This is a genomic window from Streptomyces sp. SAI-135 (assembly GCF_029893805.1).
Taxonomy (GTDB): Bacteria; Actinomycetota; Actinomycetes; order Streptomycetales; family Streptomycetaceae; genus Streptomyces.
On sequence record NZ_JARXYP010000002.1, the window covers coordinates 1,101,528 to 1,122,133 of the forward strand.

The 20,606-nt window shown below is 73.2% G+C and carries 16 protein-coding genes and 1 pseudogene; 8 read left to right on the forward strand and 9 right to left on the reverse strand.

Annotated features, from left to right (window positions below; translation table 11 throughout):
* Positions 1-38: 38 nt before the first annotated feature.
* On the forward strand, positions 39-2,435 hold the full coding sequence (locus M2163_RS09370) for a penicillin acylase family protein (protein ID WP_280893714.1): 2,397 nt from the start codon (positions 39-41) through the stop codon (positions 2,433-2,435).
* A gap of 12 nt (positions 2,436-2,447) precedes the next feature.
* Here M2163_RS09370 and M2163_RS09375 read toward each other — a convergent pair whose 3' ends face one another.
* The 3 genes from M2163_RS09375 to M2163_RS09385 all read right to left on the reverse strand — a co-directional run bounded on the left by M2163_RS09375 (position 2,448) and on the right by M2163_RS09385 (position 6,062).
* Positions 2,448-4,001: an acyl-CoA synthetase gene (locus M2163_RS09375; RefSeq protein WP_280893715.1), complete on the reverse strand. Its 1,554-nt coding sequence runs from the start codon at positions 3,999-4,001 to the stop codon at positions 2,448-2,450.
* Entirely contained in the window at positions 3,998-5,107 is a 1,110-nt protein-coding gene (locus M2163_RS09380) for a nitronate monooxygenase (protein ID WP_280853259.1), read from the reverse strand. The genes M2163_RS09375 and M2163_RS09380 overlap by 4 nt, the downstream gene beginning before the upstream one ends.
* A gap of 103 nt (positions 5,108-5,210) precedes the next feature.
* Positions 5,211-6,062 carry a helix-turn-helix transcriptional regulator gene (locus M2163_RS09385; RefSeq protein WP_280893716.1) on the reverse strand — a complete coding sequence of 284 codons (852 nt, stop codon included), beginning with the start codon at positions 6,060-6,062 and terminating at the stop codon, positions 5,211-5,213.
* An 86-nt stretch (positions 6,063-6,148) separates the two neighbouring features.
* On the opposite strand from M2163_RS09385, the gene M2163_RS09390 reads away from it, so the two are divergent.
* Entirely contained in the window at positions 6,149-6,925 is a 777-nt protein-coding gene (locus M2163_RS09390) for a glucose 1-dehydrogenase (protein WP_280853257.1), read from the forward strand.
* A 25-nt stretch (positions 6,926-6,950) separates the two neighbouring features.
* Here M2163_RS09390 and M2163_RS09395 read toward each other — a convergent pair whose 3' ends face one another.
* The 5 genes from M2163_RS09395 to M2163_RS09415 form a co-directional block, all read right to left on the reverse strand.
* Entirely contained in the window at positions 6,951-8,522 is a 1,572-nt protein-coding gene (locus tag M2163_RS09395; protein ID WP_280893717.1) for an NAD(P)/FAD-dependent oxidoreductase, read from the reverse strand.
* Between the two features lie 73 nt (positions 8,523-8,595).
* Complete coding sequence (locus M2163_RS09400) at positions 8,596-10,836, reverse strand: serine/threonine-protein kinase (protein WP_280853255.1); 2,241 nt, start codon at positions 10,834-10,836, stop codon at positions 8,596-8,598.
* Positions 10,837-10,896: 60 nt separating this feature from the next.
* Positions 10,897-11,739 carry an oxygenase MpaB family protein gene (locus M2163_RS09405; RefSeq protein ID WP_280853254.1) on the reverse strand — a complete coding sequence of 281 codons (843 nt, stop codon included), beginning with the start codon at positions 11,737-11,739 and terminating at the stop codon, positions 10,897-10,899.
* Between the two features lie 9 nt (positions 11,740-11,748).
* A complete protein-coding gene (locus tag M2163_RS09410) occupies positions 11,749-12,927 on the reverse strand; it encodes an acyl-CoA dehydrogenase family protein (RefSeq protein WP_280893718.1) in 1,179 nt (392 codons plus the stop codon).
* Between the two features lie 108 nt (positions 12,928-13,035).
* Positions 13,036-13,410, reverse strand: a complete 375-nt coding sequence (locus M2163_RS09415) for a ferredoxin (RefSeq protein WP_280853252.1) — start codon at positions 13,408-13,410, stop codon at positions 13,036-13,038.
* Between the two features lie 107 nt (positions 13,411-13,517).
* On the opposite strand from M2163_RS09415, the gene M2163_RS09420 reads away from it, so the two are divergent.
* Positions 13,518-13,895, forward strand: coding sequence for a DUF6479 family protein (locus M2163_RS09420; protein WP_280853251.1), 378 nt, complete (start codon positions 13,518-13,520; stop codon positions 13,893-13,895).
* A gap of 88 nt (positions 13,896-13,983) precedes the next feature.
* On the opposite strand, the gene M2163_RS09425 is transcribed toward M2163_RS09420, so the two are convergent.
* Positions 13,984-15,723, reverse strand: coding sequence for a glycoside hydrolase family 15 protein (locus M2163_RS09425; protein ID WP_280893719.1), 1,740 nt, complete (start codon positions 15,721-15,723; stop codon positions 13,984-13,986).
* A gap of 383 nt (positions 15,724-16,106) precedes the next feature.
* Here M2163_RS09425 and M2163_RS09430 point away from each other — a divergent pair.
* The 5 genes and pseudogenes from M2163_RS09430 to M2163_RS09450 all read left to right on the forward strand — a co-directional run.
* Positions 16,107-16,256, forward strand: a pseudogene (locus M2163_RS09430) (Lrp/AsnC family transcriptional regulator); the annotation flags it as partial.
* Between the two features lie 171 nt (positions 16,257-16,427).
* Positions 16,428-17,801, forward strand: coding sequence for a Tat pathway signal sequence domain protein (locus tag M2163_RS09435; protein WP_280893720.1), 1,374 nt, complete (start codon positions 16,428-16,430; stop codon positions 17,799-17,801).
* Between the two features lie 676 nt (positions 17,802-18,477).
* On the forward strand, positions 18,478-19,470 hold the full coding sequence (gene dhaK / locus M2163_RS09440; RefSeq protein WP_280853248.1) for a dihydroxyacetone kinase subunit DhaK: 993 nt from the start codon (positions 18,478-18,480) through the stop codon (positions 19,468-19,470).
* A gap of 37 nt (positions 19,471-19,507) precedes the next feature.
* Complete coding sequence (dhaL, locus tag M2163_RS09445) at positions 19,508-20,107, forward strand: dihydroxyacetone kinase subunit DhaL (protein WP_280897239.1); 600 nt, start codon at positions 19,508-19,510, stop codon at positions 20,105-20,107.
* On the forward strand, positions 20,100-20,510 hold the full coding sequence (locus M2163_RS09450) for a PTS fructose transporter subunit IIA (protein ID WP_280853247.1): 411 nt from the start codon (positions 20,100-20,102) through the stop codon (positions 20,508-20,510). The genes dhaL and M2163_RS09450 overlap by 8 nt, the downstream gene beginning before the upstream one ends.
* The last annotated feature ends 96 nt before the right edge of the window (positions 20,511-20,606 follow it).

The following is a 20,606-nucleotide window of genomic DNA, read 5'->3' on the forward strand; positions in this document are numbered from 1 at the left end:
CTCAACCGCTCCTTCCCTCAATGTCGTTGGGAGGCACGATGCGCACCCGCCCCAGACGCGCCGTCGTCGCGGCCGTCGCCCTGTCCGCGGCCGTCGGCGCCCTGCCGGCCGCAGCCGCGCAGGACCAGCACAGACAGCAGCATCCCTCGCACGGCGGCCTGTCCGCCACCATCCGCTACACCGAGTACGGCATCCCGCACATCCTCGCGGGGAACTACGCTGACCTCGGCTTCGGCACCGGGTGGGCGCAGGCCGCCGACCAGGTGTGCACCCTCGCCGACGGGTTCGTGACCGTGCGCGGCGAGCGTTCCCGCTACTTCGGGGCCGACGCGGCCTCGGACCCGGCACTCTCCTCGGCCACGAAGAACGTCTCCAGCGACCTGTACTTCCGCGGGGTGCGGGAGGCCGGGACGGTGGAGAAGCTGATGGCCACGCCCGCACCACGGGGCCCGAGCCAGGACGTGAAGGAGCTGATGCGGGGCTTCACGGCGGGCTACAACGCCTGGCTGGCGAGGAACCGGATCACCGACCCGGCGTGCCGGGGTGCCGACTGGGTCCGTCCCGTGTCGGTCCGGGACGTGGCCGCGCGCAACTACGCGCTCGCCGTCCTGGGCGGCCAGGGCCGGGCCGTGGACGGCATCACCGCCGCGCGGCCGCCCGCGTCCACCGCCCCGACGGCCGGCGCACCGGACGCCCGGGACGCCGCTCGCGCGGCCCGGGACCTGTTCGCCGCCGACTCCGCCGACATGGGCTCCAACGCCGTCGCCTTCAGCGGGGCCACGACCGCGAACGGCCGCGGGCTCCTCCTCGGCAACCCCCACTACCCCTGGCAGGGCGGCCGCCGCTTCTGGCAGTCGCAGCAGACCATCCCCGGGAAACTGAACATCGCGGGCGGCTCGCTGCTGGGTTCGGCGACGATCTCCATAGGCCACAACGCACAGGTGGCCTGGAGCCACACGGTGGCCACCGGCGTCACCCTCAACCTGCACCAGCTGACCCTGGACCCGGCCGACCCGACCGTCTATCTGGTGGACGGCAGGCCGGAGCGGATGACCGAACGCCGGGTGACCGTCGCCGTCCAGGGCGGCGCACCGGTGACGCGGTCCCAGTGGTGGACGCGCTACGGTCCGGTCGTCACCTCCCTCGGGGCCGCGCTGCCGCTGCCCTGGACGACCACGACGGCGTACGCCCTGGGCGACCCCAACGCCGCCAACCTGCGCGCCTCCGACACGGCTCTCGGCTTCAGCAGGGCCCGCAGCACCGACGACGTGCTCGGCGCCCTGAACCGCACGCAGGGTCTGCCGTGGGTCAACACGATCGCCGCCGACGCGCGCGGGCACACGCTGTTCACGCAGTCCCAGGTGCTCCCCCGGATCACCGACGAGCTTGCCCAGCGCTGTTCCACCCCCCTGGGCAAGGTCACCTACCCCGCCTCGGGAGTGGCCGTCCTCGACGGCTCGCGCGGCGACTGCGCCCTCGGCAGTGATCCGGACGCCGTCCAGCCGGGCATCTTCGGTCCGGCGAGGATGCCCGTTCTGAAGGACGCCCCGTACGCGGAGAACTCCAACGACAGCGCCTGGCTCGCCAACGCCGAACGCCCGCTGACGGGTTACGAGCGGGTCTTCGGCACCGTGGGCACCCAGCGCTCGATGCGGACGCGCGGTGCCGTCCAGGACGTGTCCGCGATGGCCGCGCGAGGGAGGCTGACCGTACGGGATCTTCAGGAGCAGCAGTTCGCGAACCGGGTGCCCGCCGGCGACCTGGTGGCGGCCGACGCGGCGAAGGCGTGCGCGGCCCTGCCCGGCGGCACGGCGACGGGCAGTGACGGCAAGGCCGTCGACGTCCGTGCGGCCTGCGGGGTGCTCGCGGCCTGGGACCGCACCGCGGACACCGGCAGCCGGGGCGCCCTGCTCTTCGACCGGCTGTGGCGGAAGCTGCCCGTGGCCCAGCTGTGGAAGGTGCCGTTCTCGGCGGCCGACCCCGTGAACACGCCGAACACCCTCGACACCGGCTCACCCGCCTTCACGAAGGCCCTCGCCGACACGGTCACCGAACTCGGGGCGGCGGGCATCGCACTGGACTCCCGGCTCGGCGGGCACCAGTTCGTCGTGCGCAACGGCAAGCGGATCGCCGTTCCGGGCGGCACCGAGTCGCTGGGGGTGTGGAACAAGGTCGAGCCGGTGTGGGACCCGGCGGGCGGCGGATACACGGAGGTGACGACCGGGTCCAGCTACATCCAGGCGGTGGGCTGGGACGGCGGCCGCTGTCCGGTGGCCCGGACCCTGCTGACGTACTCCCAGTCCTCGAACCCGGACTCGCCGCACTTCAGCGACCAGACCCGGCTGTTCTCGGCGGAGAGGTGGGTGTCCTCCCGGTTCTGCGAGAAGGACATCCTGACCTCCCCCGCGCTGCGGATCGTGCGGGTGCGCTCCTGAAGCCGGGGGGACTCACACCGGTCGCGAGCGGCCCTGCCAGTACGGGTCCCGCAGGCGTCGCTTGTACAGCTTGCCGTTGGGATCGCGGGGCATCTCGCTGATGAAGTCGACGCTCTTCGGGCGCTTGTAGCCCGCGAGCCGTTCGGCGCAGTGGGCGAGGATGTCGGAGGCCAGGTCCGGCCCGGGTGTGTGGCCCGGGGCGGGTTCCACCACGGCCTTGACCTCCTCGCCCCAGTCGTCGTGCGGGATGCCGAAGGCGGCGGCGTCGGCGACGGCGGGGTGCTGGAGCAGCACCGACTCGATCTCGGCGGGGTAGATGTTCACCCCGCCGGAGATGATCATGTCGATCTTGCGGTCGCGGAGGAAGAGGTAGCCGTCCTCGTCGAGGAGGCCGAGGTCGCCGACGGTGAAGAAGTCTCCGATGCGGTTCTTCCTCGTCTTGGCCTCGTCCTTGTGGTAGGCGAAGCCGCCGGTGTTCATCTTCAGGTAGACCGTGCCGAGTTCACCGGGCGGCAGCCGGTTGCCGTCGTCGTCGAAGATCGCGAGCTCGCTGATGGGCCAGGCCTTGCCGACCGTGCCGGGTTTCTTCAGCCAGTCCTCGGCGGTGGCGAAGGCTCCGCCGCCCTCGCTGGCCGCGTAGTACTCCTCCACACAGGGTCCCCACCAGTCGAGCATCGCCCGCTTCACATGCTCGGGGCAGGGCGCGGCTCCGTGGATGGCGTGCCGCATGGACGAGACGTCGTAGCGCGCCCTGACCTCCTCGGGCAGGGCCAGCAGACGGTGGAACTGGGTCGGGACCATGTGGGTGTGGGTGCACCGGTGCTCGTCGATGAGCCGCAGCATCTCCTCCGGCGTCCACTTGTCCATCAGGACCAGCGGGTGCCCGATGTGCAGGGACGCGGCGGCGAACTGGAGGACGGCCGTGTGGTACAGCGGTGAACAGACGAGGTGGACGTTGTCGTCGAAGGGCCGGATGCCGAAGATCCCGAGGAAGCCGCCGAGGTACGCCTCCTCCGGCAGCTTGCCGGGCAGCGGACGGCGGATACCGCGCGGGCGGCCCGTCGTGCCCGAGGTGTAGTTCATGACCCAGCCGAGCTCGCGGTCGGCCGGCGGCGAGTCCGGTTGTCCTTCGAGGAGTTCGGCATAGGGCCGGAAGCCCTCGACCTCGCCGACGGCGTACCGGCGGGTCGCCGGGAGGCCGGCCTCGTCGGCGGCCCGGCGCGCGGTCTCCCCGAACCTCTCGTGGGCCACGAGGACCTTCGCGCCGGAGTCGGCGACGATCCACGCGATCTCGGGGGCGACGAAGTGGTGGTTGACCGGGACCAGGTAGAACCCGGCCTGGCTCGCGGCGAGGTGCACGGCGAAGAACTCCGCGCTGTTGGGCAGGACGACGGCGAAGGCGTCCCCGCGTCGCAGGCCGGCCGCCCGCAGGCCGTGCACGAGCCGGTTGGCGTCGGCGTGCAGGCGGCCCGCGGTCCAGGGCGAGCCGTCGGGGGCGACCAGGACCGTGCGCGCGGGGTCCTGCGCCGCCTGGGCCCAGAAGCCCGCGGGAGGTGTGCTCGTCACTGGCCGCTCCTTCCGGCGATGCGGTTGATGCGGTCGACGGCCTCCTCGAAGCCGCGGGTGAGGTCGTCGAAGACGGCCTGGACGCTGCGTTCGCTGGTCATCCGGCCGACGATCTGGCCGACGGGCGTGCCGAGGAGGGGTTCCACCTCGTACTTCTGGATGCGCGAGACCGCGTCGGCGACCAGCAGGCCCTGGAGGGGCATGGGCAGGGCGCCGGGCCCGTCGGCGGAGTCCCAGGCGTCGGTCCATTCGGTACGGAGCTGGCGTGCGGGCTTGCCGGTCAGCGCGCGGGAGCGGACGGTGTCGCCGGACCCGGCCGCGAGCAGCTTCTCGATCAGCCTGGGCGAGGGCAGTTCCGCCTCTGTGGTGGTCAGCCATAGGGAGCCCAGCCACACACCCTGGGCGCCGAGTGCGAGCGCGGCCGCCACCTGCTGTCCGCTGCCTATGCCGCCCGCGGCCAGCACGGGCAGCGGGTCCACGGCGTCGACGACGTCCGGGGTGAGGACCATGGAGGCGATGTCCCCGGTGTGGCCGCCGGCCTCGTAGCCCTGCGCGACCACGATGTCGATGCCGGCCTCCTGGTGCTTGACCGCGTGCCGGGCGCTGCCCGCGAGGGCGGCGACCAGGACGTTCTGTTCGTGCGCGCGGGTCACCACGTCGGCGGGCGGGGAACCGAGGGCGTTGGCGAGCAGCCGGATCGGGTAGTCGAAGGCGACGTCCAGCTGGTTGCGGGCGACCTGCTCCATCCAGCCCGTGATGCGCCACCCGGACGCCTCGCCCTCGGCGAGTTCGGGCACCCCGTACTTGGCGAGGGTGTCCTTGACGAACTGCCGGTGCCCCTCGGGGATCATCGCCTCGACGTCCGCCTCGGTCACGCCTTCGACCTTCTTGGCGGGCATGACGACGTCCAGGCCGTACGGCTTGCCGTCGACGTGGGCCTCGATCCAGTCGAGGTCGCGTTTGAGTTCGTCGGGCGCCGTGTAGCGGACCGCGCCGAGCACCCCGAAGCCGCCGGCCCGGCTGATGGCCGCGGCGACGGCGGGGAACGGCGTGAAGCCGAAGACGGCGTGCTCGACTCCCAGTTTCTTGCTCAGCTCCGTCTGCATGGCCGCAGGATGCCGCAGACCTCCGGACGACGGAAGAGGTTTTCTGATGCTCCGTCAGATTCGGGTGTGGCCGACACGGTACGCACCCGGCCCGTTCGGCGGCTCAGCCGGGGACGTCCAGCCGCTGGGTGCCGACGACCGACAGCAGCCGGAGCGCCTCCTCGGACGGGGAGCCGGGGGCGGCCGTGTAGATCACGACCCGCTGGTCGCGGTCCGCGATGTCCAGGACGTCGCAGTTGACGACGATCCGGCCGACCACGGAGTGGTCGAAGGTCTTGCAGAGCGTGGGGGCCGCCGTGACGTCATGGGCGGCCCACAGCCGCGCGAACTCCTCGCTCCCGTCGAGCAGTTCGGCCACCAGGCCGGTCAGCTCGGCGTCGTCGGGATAGCGGGCGGAGGCGGCACGCAGCTGCTGCACCGCCGAGACGGCGAACTCCTCCACGTCCGACACGCCGTACAGGCGGCGGCCCTCCGGGTGCGGTCCCAGAAAGGCCCGCCGGACGAGGTTGCGGTCGCGGCGGGGAAGGGCGGAGAAGTCCTCCATGAGGGCGGCCGCCAGGTCGTTCCAGGCGATGACCTCGTGGGTCGCCGAGATGACGATCGCGGCGGCCCGCGGCAGCCGGTGGAGCAGGTCCACGATGCTCTGGCGCACCTCGCGCGAGGGACCGGACGGCGGGCCCTGCGGGGTGCCGGCGAGATGGTGGAGGTGATCGCGTTCGGCGTCCGACAACCGCAGGGCGCGGGCCACCTGCGCCAGGACCTCCAGGGAGGGGCGGGGCGCGCGGGCCTGCTCGAGGCGGGTGTAGTACTCGGTGGAGATGTACGCCAGCTGCGCCACCTCCTCGCGGCGCAGGCCGGGGGTGCGGCGGCGCGCTCCGGCGGGCAGCCCCACGTCGGAGGGGGTGATGCGGGCGCGCCGGCTGCGCAGGAAGTCGGCCAGTTCTCGTCGGTCCACGGTCCCAGTGTGCGCGGACCGGAACGGCCCAGCCAGGTACCGCTGGTGCCTGGATGCGGGGTCCGGCCGGACGCAGGCTCGTCGGCATGGACAACACCACGATCACACCCCTGCTCGCCGACAAGGTCGCCTTCGTCACCGGTGCCGGGCGCGGCATCGGCGCCGCGGCCGCACGACTGTTCGCCCGCGAGGGCGCCCGTGTCCTGCTCGCGGCCCGCACCGAGTCCGAACTCAAGGCGGTCACCGAGGAGATCCGCGCCGCGGGCGGCACCGCGCACCACGTGCACTGCGACCTGTCCGACCCGGCGAGCGTCCGCGCCGCCGTGGACCGGGCCGTCGAGCTGTACGGCAGGCTCGACGTGGCCTTCAACAACGGGGCGACCATCCAGCAGCCCGGTCCCGTGGACCAGCTGTCCGAGGACGAGTTCGACCATGTCGTCTCCGTCAACCTCAAGGGCCCCTGGCTGGCCATGAAGGCGGAGGTCGCCGCGATCCGGGCCACCTCCGGCACCGGCGCGATCGTCAACAACTCCAGTGTCGGCAGCCTGATGGCCAACCCGTGGCTGCCCGTGTACGGCGCCGCCAAGCGGGCGGTCAACAGCCTGACCGCGTCGGCCGCCGCCACATACGGCCCGGAGGGCATCCGGGTCAACGCCGTCGCCCCCGGCACCACGCTGACGGAGATGATCGACGCGTGGGAGGCGAACTCCCCGGGCATCGTCGAGCAGCTCGTCGCGCAGACCCCGCTGGGCCGGGGTGCCGACCCGGCCGAGATCGCCGAGGCCGCGGCCTGGCTGCTGAGCGACCGGGCCTCGTACGTCACCGGTGTGGTGCTCCGGGTCGACGGCGGCAGCCGCGCCTGAGAGGCCCGGCGCGCGGGCGGGGCCGTCAGCCGCCGAGGTCCTCCAGGACGGCCATCGCCGCGTTGTGCCCCGGCACCCCGCTCACCCCGCCCCCGCGCACCGCGCCCGCCCCGCACAGCAGCACGTTGGCGTGCCGGGTCTCCACGCCCCAGCGGCCGGTGCCCTCCTCGGCGTACGGCCAGGACAGTTCGCGGTGGAAGATGTTGCCGCCGGGCAGCCGCAGGTCCCGCTCCAGGTCGAGCGGGGTCTTCGCCTCGATGCACGGCCGGCCGTCCGCGTCGGTGGCCAGGCAGTCGGCCAGCGGCTCGGCGAGGTGGGCGTCGAGCTGGGCCAGGGTCGACTTCAGGAGTTCCTCGCGCACGGTGTCGTTGTCCCGGTCGAAGAGCCGGGCCGGGGTGTGCAGTCCGAACAGGGTGAGGGTCTGGTAGCCCTGCTCGACGAGGTCCGGCCCGAGGATCGTCGGATCGGTGAGGGAGTGGCAGTAGATCTCCGAGGGCGGTGCCGCGGGGAGCCGGCCCGCCGCGGCCTGGGCGTGGGCGGTGGCCAGCTCCTGGTAGCCCTCGGCGATGTGGAAGGTGCCGGAGAACGCCTCGCGCGGGTCGACCTCGCCGTCCCGCAGCCGCGGGAGGCGCTTGAGCAGCATGTTGACCTTGAGCTGGGCGCCCTCGGCGGGGGCGGGCGGCCGGTCGCCGGTGAGCTCGGCGAGGGCCTGCGGGGAGGCGTTGACCAGGACGTGCCGGGCCTCCACGGTGCCCTCGCCCTCGGCGGTGCGGTACGTGATCTCGGCCGAGCTGCCGTCCGAGGAGATCCCGACGACCTCGTGTCCGGTGGCGAGGACCGCGCCGGCCTGCCGTGCCGCGCCGGCCAGCGCGTCGGTGAGGGCGCCCATGCCGCCGACGGGCACGTCCCAGGCGCCGGTGCCGCCGCCGATCACGTGGTAGAGGAAGCAGCGGTTCTGCTTGAGGGAGGGGTCGTGGGCGTCGGCGAAGGTGCCGATGAGCGCGTCGGTCAGGACCACGCCCCGGACCAGGTCGTCGGCGAAGCGGTCCTCCACGGCGACCCCGATCGGCTCCTCGAACAGGACCCGCCAGGCCTCCTCGTCGTCCACCCGCAGCCTCAGCTCGTCCCGGGTGGGCAGGGGCTCGGTCAGGGTGGGGAAGATCCGCTGCGCGACGCGGCCCGTCATGGCGTAGAACCGCTGCCACGCCTGGTACTCGCGTTCGCCTCCGGTGAGCCGGGCGAAGGCCTCCCGGGTGCGGCGCTCGCCGCCGCCGACGAGCAGCCCGGTCGGCCTGCCGTCGCGTTCGACGGGGGTGTACGAGGAGACGTTGCGGGTCCGGACGCGGAAGTCCAGGCCGAGATCGCGGACGATCTTCCTGGGCAGCAGGCTGACCAGGTACGAGTAGCGCGACAGCCGGGCGTCCACCCCCGCGAAGGGCCGCGTGGACACGGCGGCTCCCCCGGTGTTGCCGAGCCGCTCCAGGACGAGCACGGATCGCCCGGCCCGGGCCAGATAGGCGGCGGCGACCAGTCCGTTGTGGCCCCCGCCGACGATGACGGCGTCGTAGCGGCGGTGGTGTCCCTCGTGTGCAGGCATGGTTCTTCGTAACACGTGATGATCTAGGTCGGCCAGAGGTGGGTGGCAGTCGACCCACAGCCCCGCTCGCCGGTCACCGCGCTCCGCCGGCCCGCTGCTGCCTCAGCACGGCGACCTGACGGTAGAGCTCGACCGCCTCGGCGGCCCGGCCGAGCTGTTCCAGGCAGTGGGCCTCGTCGTTGCGGCTGGCGAGGGTGTCGGGGTGGTCGGCGCCGAGGACGCGTTCGCGGGCGCCGGCCACGGTGCGGTACTCGGTGAGGGCGTCCGTCCAGCGGCCCAGCCAGCCGAGACCCACGGCCACCTCGCGGCGGCTGACCAGGGTGTCGGGGTGGTCGTGGCCCAGGACCCGGGCTCGGATCGCGCACACGTCCCGGGACTCGGCGAGGGCCTCCTCCCAGCGTCCGAGGCGGCCGAGGTTGACGCCGAGGCCGTGGCGGGCGCGCAGGGTCTCGGGGTGGGCGGGGCCGTGGACGCGGGTGCGGTCCTCGATCAGGTCGCGGTAGAGCCGGAGCGCTTCCGCGCTGCGGCCCAGGCGGCCGAGGCTGATGCCGACCTCGTAGCGGGCGGCGAGGGTGTCGGGGTGGTCGGGGCCGAGGGCCTGGGCGCGGGCCTCGGCGACCTCGTGGTAGGTCCCCAGGGCTTCCGCCCAGCGGCCCAACTGGCCGAGCGCGTAGGCGACCTCGTAGCGGGTGACGAGGGTGTCGGGGTGGTGGGGGCCCAGCACCCGGGCGCGCGCGGCCGCCACCTCGCAGGCCATGCGGTAGGAGTCCTCCAGACGGCCGAGCCGGGAGAGGTTGAAGGCGAGGTTGTGGCGGCAGCGCAGGGTGTCCGGGTGGTCCGGGCCCATCTCGCGCTCGCGGGCGGCGAGCACCGAGTTGTAGACCTGGTGGGCGTCGAAGTGGCGGCCCAGCTGACCGAGGACGTACGCCATCTCCTGACGGGCGGCCAGGGTGTCGGGGTGGTCGGCACCCAGGATGCGGGTCCTGGCGGCGGCCACGTGCTTGTACTCGCGCAGGGCGTCGGCGGCGCGGCCGGTGCGGCTGAGCGTGAAGGCGACCTCGTAGTGGCTGGCGAGGGTGTCGGGATGGTCGGGGCCGAGGAGGTGCTCACGTTCGGCGGCGACCGCGCGGTGCACCTCGCCCGCCTCGGCCCAGCGGCCCAGGCGCCCGAGGCTGAGCCCCGCGTTGTGCCGGCCGGCGAGGGCCGTCAGGGCCTGCGCGGAGGGTGCGGGCGGCCCGGCAGGCACCGGCTCCTCCGTGCGGCCGGTGGCGGGGCGGGCGATCCACTCGCCGGTGAGGGCGGCCCCGGCGTCCGGGGGTGTGGTGACCAGGCCGGCGCCGGTGGCCTTGTGGCCGGTGGTCATGCCCCGGGTCCAGGACGGCAGCCGGGTCTCGCGGGGACGGTCAGGCTGCGGCGGCCGGAGGTCGGGCCGCGGGGTCACCACGGTGGGCACGTACGCCGGTGTGGTGCGGCCCAGGGTGATCCGGCGGCCCAGCTCGCGTGCGTCGTGCGGGCGTTGTCCGGGCTGTTTGGCCAGCAGGTCGAGGATGACCCTGTCGAGGTACTCGGGGAGTTCGGCGCGGTGGCTGCGCGGCGGCCGGGGCGGGGTGTCGCGGTGGCCGACGAGGATCGCCCACGCGTCCTCCAGGTCGAACGGCGGTGCCCCGGTGGCGATCTCGTACAGCACGCACCCCAGGGAGTACAGGTCGCTGCGCTGGTCGACCTCCGCACCCCCTATCTGCTCCGGCGACATGTAGTGCGGGGTGCCCATCGCGATGCCGGTGCCGGTCAGCCGGGAGGTGAAGTCGACGTCGTGGCCGAGCCGGGCGATGCCGAAGTCGCAGATCTTCACGGTGCCGTCGGTGAGGCGGACGATGTTGGCCGGCTTCAGGTCGCGGTGCACGATGCCCTGCTGATGGGTGTAGGCGAGGGCGGCGGCGACCTGGTCGGCGATGTCGACGACGTCGGACACGGGCAGGGGGTGCTGTTCGTTGTCGTCCAGGAGCTGGCTGAGGTTGCGCCCCTCCAGGAGTTCCATCACCAGGTAGAGGACGCCGTCGGACTCGCCGAAGTCATGGACGACGGTCACCCCGCGGTGGCTGAGCGCGGCGGCCACCCGGGCCTCGCGCCGGAACCGCTCCCGCAGGACCCGGGTGAAGGTCTGGTCGTGCTGCCCGCCCAGCGGCTTGAGGCACTTCACGGCGACCTGGCGGCCCAGCGACTCGTCGCGGGCCCGCCACACCTCGCCCATGCCCCCGCGCCCGATCAGATCGAGCAGTCGGTACCGCCCCTGGATGAGCCTGCTGTCCCCCATCGTCCGCGACCGCCCCCGTCGAACTCGCCCCGCCTCCCCTGGCCTGTCCAGTATGGCGACCTATCGTCCGAGTTTGTACGGGGCGGGACGGCTGCCCGGGCCGAGCCGAGCCATGGCACGGAGGATGTGTTTGGGCGGGAGTTGCCAGCGCACACGTGCGGGAACGCAGCGCAGCAGGGTGCCGGTGGCGCGCAACTGACGGGTCACGGTCGCGGGTTCGGGGGCCTTCCTGCCGTACAGCTCGTGGGCGTACGGCGGCAGGGCGGCGTACGCCAGGTGCGCCACGCGCCTCCACAGCACCTCGCGCGCCGGAACGAGCAGGGGGTGCGTCGGCGGGCGGAGCAGGAAGTCGTCCACCTCGCGGGCCTCGGGCGTGGCGGCGAGTTCGGGGAGCACCTTCTCGAAGTAGGCGCTCATCTCCGCCTGGTTCGCGGGTACGGCCTCGGGGTCGAGGCCCACCAGCCGGGCGCTGACCCGGTGTTCGGCGATGTACCGGTCGGCCTGCTCGTCGGTGAGGCGGAAGCCGGAGCGGCGGGCGACCTGGAGGTAGGAGTCGATCTCGGCGCAGTGCACCCACAGCAGGAGTCCGGGTTCGTCGACGCCGTAGCGTTCGCCGGTGTCGGGGTCGGTCGCGCCGAGCATGCGGTGGATCTTCCGGACCCGGGCGCCGGCCTTCTCGGCGGCCTCGGTGGTGCCGTAGGTCGTGGTGCCGACGAAGTTCGCGGTACGCATCAGCCGGCCCCAGGCGTCGCGCCGGAAGTCGGAGTTCTGTATGACTCCGCGCACCGCGCGCGGGTGCAGTGCCTGGAGGTAGAGCGCGCGGATCCCGGCGACCCACATCATCGGGTCGCCGTGCATCTGCCAGGTCACCGAGTTCGGTGTGAACAGTCCGGGATCACCCATGCCCGCAGGCTAACGCCGGACCCGCGGCATACCCAGACCGATCCACGAGATGATCTCCCGCTGGATCTCGTTGTTGCCGCCGCCGAAGGTGAAGATCACCGCCGAGCGGTAGCCGCGTTCCAGTTCGCCGTGCAGGACGTCACCCGCCGAGCCCTCCTTCAGGGCGCCGGCCGCCGCGACGATCTCCATGAGCCACGCGTAGGCGTCCCGGCGTGCCTCGGAGCCGTAGACCTTGACCGCGGAGGCGTCCTGTGGGGTCAGGGTGCCGTCCTGAACGGCGTTGACCATGCGCCAGTTGAGGAGTTTGAGGGCGTCGAGCCTGGTGTGGGTCTGGGCGAGGCGGCGGCGCACCCACGGCAGGTCGATCACCCGGCGGCCGTCGGCGAGCTTGGTCTCCATGGCCCAGCGCTGGACGTTGTGCAGGGCGCGGATCGCCATGGTGCCGTGGGCGGCCAGGGTGACGCGCTCGTGGTTGAGCTGGTTGGTGATCAGCCGCCAGCCCTGGTTCTCCTCGCCGACCCGGTGGGAGACGGGGACACGGACGTTCTCGTAGTAGCTGGCCGTGGTGTCGTGCGAGGCGAGGGTGTTGATGACGGTGCAGGAGTAGCCGGGGTCGGTCGTCGGCATCAGGAGCATGGTGATGCCCTTGTGCGGCGGGGCGCCGGGGTCGGTGCGCACGGCGAGCCAGACCCAGTCGGCGGTGTCGCCGTTGGTGGTCCAGATCTTGTGTCCGTTGACGACGTACTCGTCGCCGTCCCGTACCGCGCGGGTCTTCAGGGAGGCCAGGTCGGTGCCCGCGCCGGGCTCGCTGTAGCCGATCGCGAAGTCGATCTCACCGGAGAGGATCCGCGGCAGGAACCAGGACTTCTGCTCCTCGGTGCCGTACTGCATGATCGTCGGCCCGACGGTGTTGAGGGCCATCAGCGGCAGCGGCACGCCGGCCTGGGCGGCCTCGTCGAAGAAGATGAACTGTTCCATCGCGGTCAGGCCGCGGCCGCCGTACTCCTTCGGCCAGCCCACCCCGAGCCAGCCGTCGGCGCCGAGACGGCGGATGGTGTCGCGGTAGAAGCGCTTCTGGGCGTCCCGGTCGGTGAAGCGGGCGTGCGCGTTGTCCGGGACCAGATCGGCGAAGTAGGCGCGCAGTTCGGTGCGCAGCCGCTGCTGCTCGGGCGTGTGGTCGAGATGCACGGCGCCTCCAGGCTCCCCGGGACCGGTCCTGACGGCGCACACCGTAGAACGTGTTCCAGAAATTGGGAACGGTCAGGAGGGGTCTCTCCGGCGCCTGAGGGGCGTGTTTCAGACCAGGGTCGCCATGAAGTCCGAGCACGCCTGGGCGCACTCGCGGCACGCCTTGGCCGCGGCCTCCGCGCCGGGGTGCCGGTCGAGGACCTGCGCGCACTCCAGGCAGACCGAGCGGCACCATTCCAGCTGCACGCGGATACCGGCCTCGTCGAGGTGGTTCTCCTCGGAGAGCACCCGGCAGGTGGCGTCGCACACCTCGGCGCACATGATGCCCTTGCGGCGCAGTAGTTCCTGCTCCTCGGTCCCGTCCGGATCGACCAGGCTCGCGCGCAGCGCACAGGCCCGTGCGCACTCGGTGCACGCCTGGGCGCACGCGAAGCGGTCCTCCAGGAATCGGAAGAGCTCCTGCTGAGAAGTCGAAGTCGTCACACCGGGCGGGTAGCCGGGGCCGGGGCCGCCAAACCCGGAGTTCCCGGGGGTTTCCGGGACTGCGGGGCAGGTCGGTTCGCTCGGGGGTCCGGGGGTACTCGCGTGACATGAACCAAGCCCTGAACAGCGAATGGATGGACCTGGCCGCGGGCCGGGGCGGCCTCGCGGCCGGAGTGATCGCCGCGGGTGTGGTGGTCGTGGCGGTGCTGATCGGCGCCTTCTTCCTGGGCTCCCGTGTCAGGCGCCGCGAGTCGCGCCCGCCCACGCCCGAGGAACAGCCGAGGCTTCCCGACAGCGGGCCGGTCCGTGAGGTCAGGGAGCACCGGGAGCCCGACGAGGTGCCCAGGGGCGACACCCGGCTGACCCCGCACGAAATGCCCAACCACGGCAACAGCCCGACCCGGACCGGGTCGGGACAGGAACGGCCGCGTTGGAACGAGGGCAGCAGCGGCTCGTTCGGCAGCGGCGGGCCGGGAGGCGGCTGAGGTCCACGGCCGTGTCGCGGACCGTGTCGCGCAGGCCTTCCGGTAATCCTCGAACACAGCTGCGAAACCGCTGGAGGCGGGCGCCCGCTCATTCACCGAGCCGGGCGGCCGCCTCCAGCAGCAGTGCGTGGACGAAGGCCTGCGGGAGGTTGCCGCGCAGCTGACGCTGGGCGATGTCGAACTCCTCGGCGTACAGCCCCGAGGCCCCGCAGCCGCCCCGGTTGCGTTCGAACCAGCGGTACGCCTCGGCGGTCCGGCCCTGCTGGTGCTCGGCGAGCGCCATGACGAACCCGCACAGCAGGAACGCGCCCTCCGCCTCTTCCAGCGGGCGCTCGTCGTGGCGGAAGCGGTACAGGAAGTGGTCGTCGGCCAGTTCCCTGCGACACGCGGCGAGGGTGGCCCGGGTGCGCGGATCGGCGGCGGGCAGGGCACCGCGTACGCCGGGCAGCAGCAGGGCGGCGTCCACGGACGGGTCGTCGGGGGTGCGCTGCCAGTGGCCGTCGGGGTGGAGGCAGGTCCGCTCGGTGGCGTCGAGGAGCGTGTCGGCCAGGGAGGTGCAGGTCTCGGCGAGCGGATGGCGGGGCGCCGCCGCGGCCACGGCCCGCAGACCCGCGACGCAGATCAGCCGGCTGTGGGTCCACATCCGGTCGCTCAGCTCCCAGATCCCCGCGTCGGGTCGACGCCACCGCTCGGCGACCGCCCGCACGGCGATCTCCACGGCCTTCCAGTGGCCCTCGTCCAGCCGCCCGTGGCGTTCGGCGGCCGCGAGCAGGAGCAGCGCCTCGCCGAAGCAGTCGAGCTGGAACTGCTCGCGGACCTGGTTGCCGACGCGGTCGAAGCCGCCCGGGTAGCCGGGCAGGTCGAGTGCGCGCTGCGCGGGCACGGGATCGCCGTGCACGGTGTAGGCCGGGGCCAGGCGGGACCCGTCCGCGTGCAGGCGCGCGGTGACGAAGCCGACGGCGTTGTCGAGGAGGTCGTGGGCGCCGACGGCGGCGGCGGCCTGGCCGGCGTAGCTCTGGTCGCGGATCCACACGTACCGGTAGTCGTAGTTGCGGCCCTCCTCGGCGCGCTCGGGGAGGCTGGTGGTGGCCGCCGCGACCATGCCGCCGCCCCGGGTGGTGAGGCCGCGCAGGACGGCGTAGGCCCGGCGTGCGTCGCGGGGGGCGACGGTATTGCCGAGCGCGGGGACCGTCTCGTGCCAGGCGGCTTCGGTGGCGGCCCAGGCCTGCTCGGGCTTCGGTGCCTCCGCCGGGAGGGGGGAGACGGCGCACTCCAGGACCAGGTCGTGCCGCTCGCCGGGCTCCAGCTCGATCTCCCCGGTCAGACCCCGCTCCCCCGCGACGGCCCGTGGTGCTCCCTGCCAGCGCAGCCGGTGCCGGCCGGTGCGCAGCTCCCACACCCCGTCGTCGCCACGGCGCACCGAGCCCGGGTCGACCGGTGTCGCGCCGTAGCCGCTGCGCGGGTCCAGGACGACGGAGACCCGGGCGGGGCCGTCCACCGCGCGCAGCTGCCGCAGCAGGACGAGCCGGTCCGGGTCGCCGGGGAAGGCCAGCGCCTCACGGCACTCGACGATCCCGCCGTCGGTGACCCAGCGGCTGCGCCAGATGAGCGTGCCCTCTTCGTAGTAGCCGCCGAAGACGTACCGCCCGGCGGGAGTGACGGCGTACACGCCCCGCCCACCGACCAGACCGGCGAAGACCGCCTCGTCGTGCCAGGTGGGCGCACACAGCCACGCGATGGCGCCGTCGGGCCCGATGAGCGCCCCGCGCTCACCGTCGGCCAGCAGCGCGTAGTCGTGCAGTGCGTGGGGCGGGAAGGGGGTGCTCATGCCCTGCGGGTACCCAGGGGGTGACATGGCCAACGACCGGTCGCGCGTCGCCCTGCCCCGCTGAAGCACCGGCCCGCGCCCCTTGCGGAAGCACCGGGCGCCGGTGTGGCGGGCGTCGGCCCTGCGCGAGGCCGGGCTTCCCCCTTGTCTGTCCACCCGGCTCCGGAGAGTTCCTGAGCCCGCACTCCTGACAGGCAACCAAGCCCGGCCCGACCAGAAGCACCGGACGACCCGATCGACCGTGGGCGCCCGGCTCCACCGCCGTGCTCGACCGCCCTCCCTGCACCCACGGCTCTGGCCCGTCCCACACCCGCAGGCTCGCCGCACGCCGGAACCGGCGAAGGAGGTGTCCCGAAGTAGAGGCTGAGCAGGACGAAGAAGCCGATCTGGAGGACCTCTACCGCTACCTCACCACACGCGTCGCGGCCGTCCCCGGCATCGACGCCTACAGCGTCAGCATCCGCGTCCGCCGCCTCAAACAGGCCGCGTCCCTCATCGCCCACGGCCGGCTGATCCCTCCGGGCCCGGCGTGAGGGCGTCCGGGGACCGACGACCACCCGCGCCGTCCGCGAACCCCCGGATCGGCAGCCGCCGCCAACTGCTTCTCCCCTCCCAGACGTTGACCCGCCCCCGGCACCACAGCAGAATGACCCCGCCCTTTGAGAGCGCTCTCAAACCCGCGGCCCGTAACCCCGAGGAGACCCATGAACGGCAGCCCCCGCCCACCCTTCAGCCGTCGTACGCTCGTCGGGGCCGGCCTCGGAGTCGCGGTGCTCGCCGCGGCCGGCGCCGGTACCGCGCAGGCGGCCCAGGGCACGTCCGCGGCCTCCGCACCCCGCCGCGCGCGGGCGTTCCTGGCCGCCGCCATGGACGCCTACCCTGACCACGGAACGATCCGGCTGACCCAGAGCTACACGGACCAGGCGGGACTGTTCAGCACGGCGTTCACGTACGACAACGCCCTCGCGGTCCTGGCCCATCTCACCTCCCCCGCGGGCGAGTCGCGGGCCGTGGCCCTCGGTGACGCGCTGCTGTACGCCCAGGCGCACGACCCGGTGTACGACGACGACCGGCTGCGACAGGCCTACAACGTGGGGCCGTACACCTTCTACGACGGCTCCCCGCAGCCGGACGGGTTCGTCCGGGCGGACGGCACGGCCAACGTCGGCTCGCAGTTCGGCTTCACCGGCACCGCCGTGGGCGACATGGCGTGGGCCGGCATCGCGCTCGCCGCGCTCGCCGGGCGGACCGGGGAGCGGCGGTTCCTGACCGGCGCGGTGCGCGTCGGTGAGTGGATCGAGCGGGTGGCGCGGACCGACGAACCGCTGGGCGGTTACAAGTTCGGGGTCGACGGGGCCGACCGGAAACTGCCCTTCACCTCGACCGAGCACAACACCGACCTGGTCGGCCTGTTCGGGCGGCTCGCCCGGCTGACCGGGGACCCGGTCTGGCGGGAGCGTCGGGCGCGTGCCAGGGCCTTCGTCGAGAAGATGTGGGAGCCCTCGGGGGGCTTCTTCTACACCGGCACCAACGACGGCGTGACGATCAACAGGTCGCCGGTCCCGGAGGACACCCAGACCTGGACCCATCTCGCCCTCGCCTCCCCGGCCCACTCCCGCTCCCTCGACTGGGCCGCGAGCGAGCTGGCCGTGCTGGACACGGCCGACCGCCCCAACAGCACGGTTCCCTCCGGTCAGTCGTACGCGGGTGTCACCTTCAGCTCCGCGAGCCTGCTGGCGAACGAGGGCGCCCCCATCGCCGACGGCCAGCCCAGACCGGACCGCAACGGCGTGTGGTTCGAGGGCACCGCCCACCTCGCACTCGCGCTGCGCCACCGGGGACACGCCGGTGACGAGAAGCGCGCCCGCCGCCTGCTCGCCTCGGTCGAGCGCGCCCAGGACCTCCTCGGCGGCGCCCAGGCCGTCGGCGGCGCGGCCCTGCCGACCCGCTCCGGGGTCGTCTCGGCGAGCAGCCCGCTCGACACCGGTTTCGGGTTCGGCTACTACCCCTACCGGCACACCGGCGCCACCGCCTGGTACCTCCTGGCCGCGGCCCGCGCCAATCCGCTGCGGGGCTGACGCCCTCTCCACCCGACGGGTCCGCCGAACTCCCGTAACCCTGGAGGGCTTTCTTCCTTCCCCCCGAGGACGCCGTGGCCAGGTGGCGCCGGCGCAGACGGTCGGCTATCCGGCGGCGGCCGGCACGCCGGGCGCGGTGCTCACACCCTGACCTTGACGACGGGGAGCGACTTGGTCTTCAGCCGGCCGAACAGGCTGCTGAAGTGGCCGCACAGCTGGGTCCCGGAGGCACGGTCCTCCCTCACGCTCCTCGTCGTCGACCAGCAGGATCGACGGGCAGTCGGGCAGTCGGGCAGTCGGGCAGTCGGGCAGTCGGGCAGGAACCGGATCACCCGCATCTGGATGTCGATCCGCCGATGGCTCCGGCGTGCCGGGCGAGGTCCATGACCCGGGCGAGATGCGGAAGAGAGCGCGAAGCCGCGCACGACAAGGGGTTCACGGCCGTGGACGCCGGGAGACGGCGACGCAGTTGCGGCCGGCTCCGTTTCGATGGGCACCGGGCACGCCCGGGTTCCTCCGCCCCCGTGACCTGCACTGCCACAAGGCCGATACTGCCCATAGGGGCACTCCTGCTTCCGGCCGCCGCAAACCGCCAAGATCGCCTACTGGCCACACCGGTCCCAAACTGTTAGAACGCAGACCACGAGCCCATCCCTCGCTCCACCCGGAGGTAGCCATGAAGATGCTGATCAACGTCCCGGAAACCGTGGTCGCGGACGCCCTGCGCGGGATGGCGGCCGCCCATCCGGAGTTGACCGTGGACGTCGAGAACCGGGTGATCGTACGGCGGGACGCCCCCGTGGCGGGGAAGGTCGCCCTGATCTCCGGCGGCGGCTCCGGGCACGAGCCGCTGCACGGCGGTTTCGTCGGACCCGGCATGCTCTCCGCGGCCTGTCCCGGCGAGGTGTTCACCTCTCCGGTGCCGGACCAGATGGTGCGGGCGGCGGCCGCCGTGGACAGCGGGGCGGGGGTGCTGTTCATCGTGAAGAACTACACGGGTGACGTGCTCAACTTCGACATGGCGGCCGAACTCGCCGAGGACGAGGGCATCCAGGTCGCCAAGGTGCTGGTCAACGACGACGTGGCGGTGACCGACAGCCTCTACACGGCCGGCCGGCGGGGCACCGGCGCCACGCTGTTCGTGGAGAAGATCGCGGGGGCCGCGGCGGAGGAGGGGCAGCCGCTGGAGCGGGTCGAGGCGGTCGCCCGGCAGATCAACGAGAGCTCCCGCAGCTTCGGTGTCGCGCTGAGCGCGTGCACCACGCCCGCCAAGGGCAGTCCCACCTTCGACCTCCCGGCCGGTGAGCTGGAGCTCGGCGTCGGCATCCACGGCGAGCCCGGCCGGGAACGCCGGGCGATGATGACCTCGCGCGAGATCGCCGACTTCTCGGTGCACGCGATCCTGGACGACATGAGCCCGCGCAACCCCGTGCTCGTCCTGGTCAACGGCATGGGAGCCACCCCGCTCCTGGAGCTGTACGGATTCAACGCCGAGGTGCAGCGGGTGCTCGCCGACCGCGGGGTCGCCGTGGCCCGCACCCTGGTCGGCAACTACGTCACCTCGCTCGACATGGCCGGTGCCTCGGTCACCCTGTGCCAGGTGGACGAGGAGCTGCTGCGCCTGTGGGACGCGCCGGTGCGGACGCCGGGGCTGCGCTGGGGAGTGTGAGCAAGCGATCAACGTACCGACCATGCAAGGAGATCCAGTGCTCGACGCCGACTTCTTCCGCCGTTGGATGACGGCGACCGCCGCCTCTGTCGACCGTGAGGCGGAACGGCTCACCGCCCTCGACTCCCCCATCGGGGACGCCGACCACGGCAGCAACCTCCAGCGCGGTTTCACCGCTGTCGGCACGGCCCTGGAGAAGGAGGCCCCGGACACGCCCGGCGCGGTCGCCGTCCTGGCCGGCCGCACGCTCATCTCGACGGTGGGCGGTGCTTCGGGGCCCCTGTACGGAACCCTGCTGCGGCGGACCGGCAAGGCGCTCGGGGACGCCGCCGAGGTCAGTGCCGAGCAGCTCACCGACGCGCTGCGGGCGGGGGTGGAGGCGGTCATGACGCTGGGCGGGGCCGCCCCGGGCGACAAGACCATGGTCGACGCCCTGGTGCCGGCCGTCGAGGCGCTCGGCTCCGGCTTCGCCGCGGCACGGACGGCCGCCGAGGAAGGTGCCCTGGCCACCACGCCGTTGCAGGCCCGCAAGGGCCGGGCGAGTTATCTCGGCGAGCGCAGCATCGGGCACCAGGACCCGGGCGCGACCTCGGCCGCCCTGCTGATCGCCGCACTCGCGGAGGCCGCTGGTGAGTGACGGGAAGCTGGTCGGGATCGTGCTGGTGTCGCACAGCGCGGAGGTGGCCGCGTCCGTGGCGGAGCTGGCGAAGGGACTCGCGGGCGGCGGCACGGAGGTGCCCGTCGCCGCGGCCGGGGGCACCGAGGGCGGCGGGCTCGGCACGAGTGCGGAGCTGATCGCCGGTGCGGCCGCCGCCGTGGACCGGGGCGCCGGGGTCGCCGTCCTGACGGACCTCGGCAGTGCGGTGCTCACCGTCAAGGCGCTGCTGGCGGAGGGGGACGAACTCCCGGCGGGCACACGGCTGGTGGACGCCCCCTTCGTCGAGGGCGCGGTGGCCGCGGTCGTCACGGCGGCCACCGGGGCGGACCTCGCGGCGGTGGAGGCGGCGGCCGCGGAGGCGTACGGCTACCGCAAGGTGTGACCGCCGCCCCTGCCCACGACGGCCGGCCGGAGTCGGCGCTCCGGCGGCTCACGGCGGCTCACGGCGGCTCACGGCGGCTCACGGCGGCTCACGGCG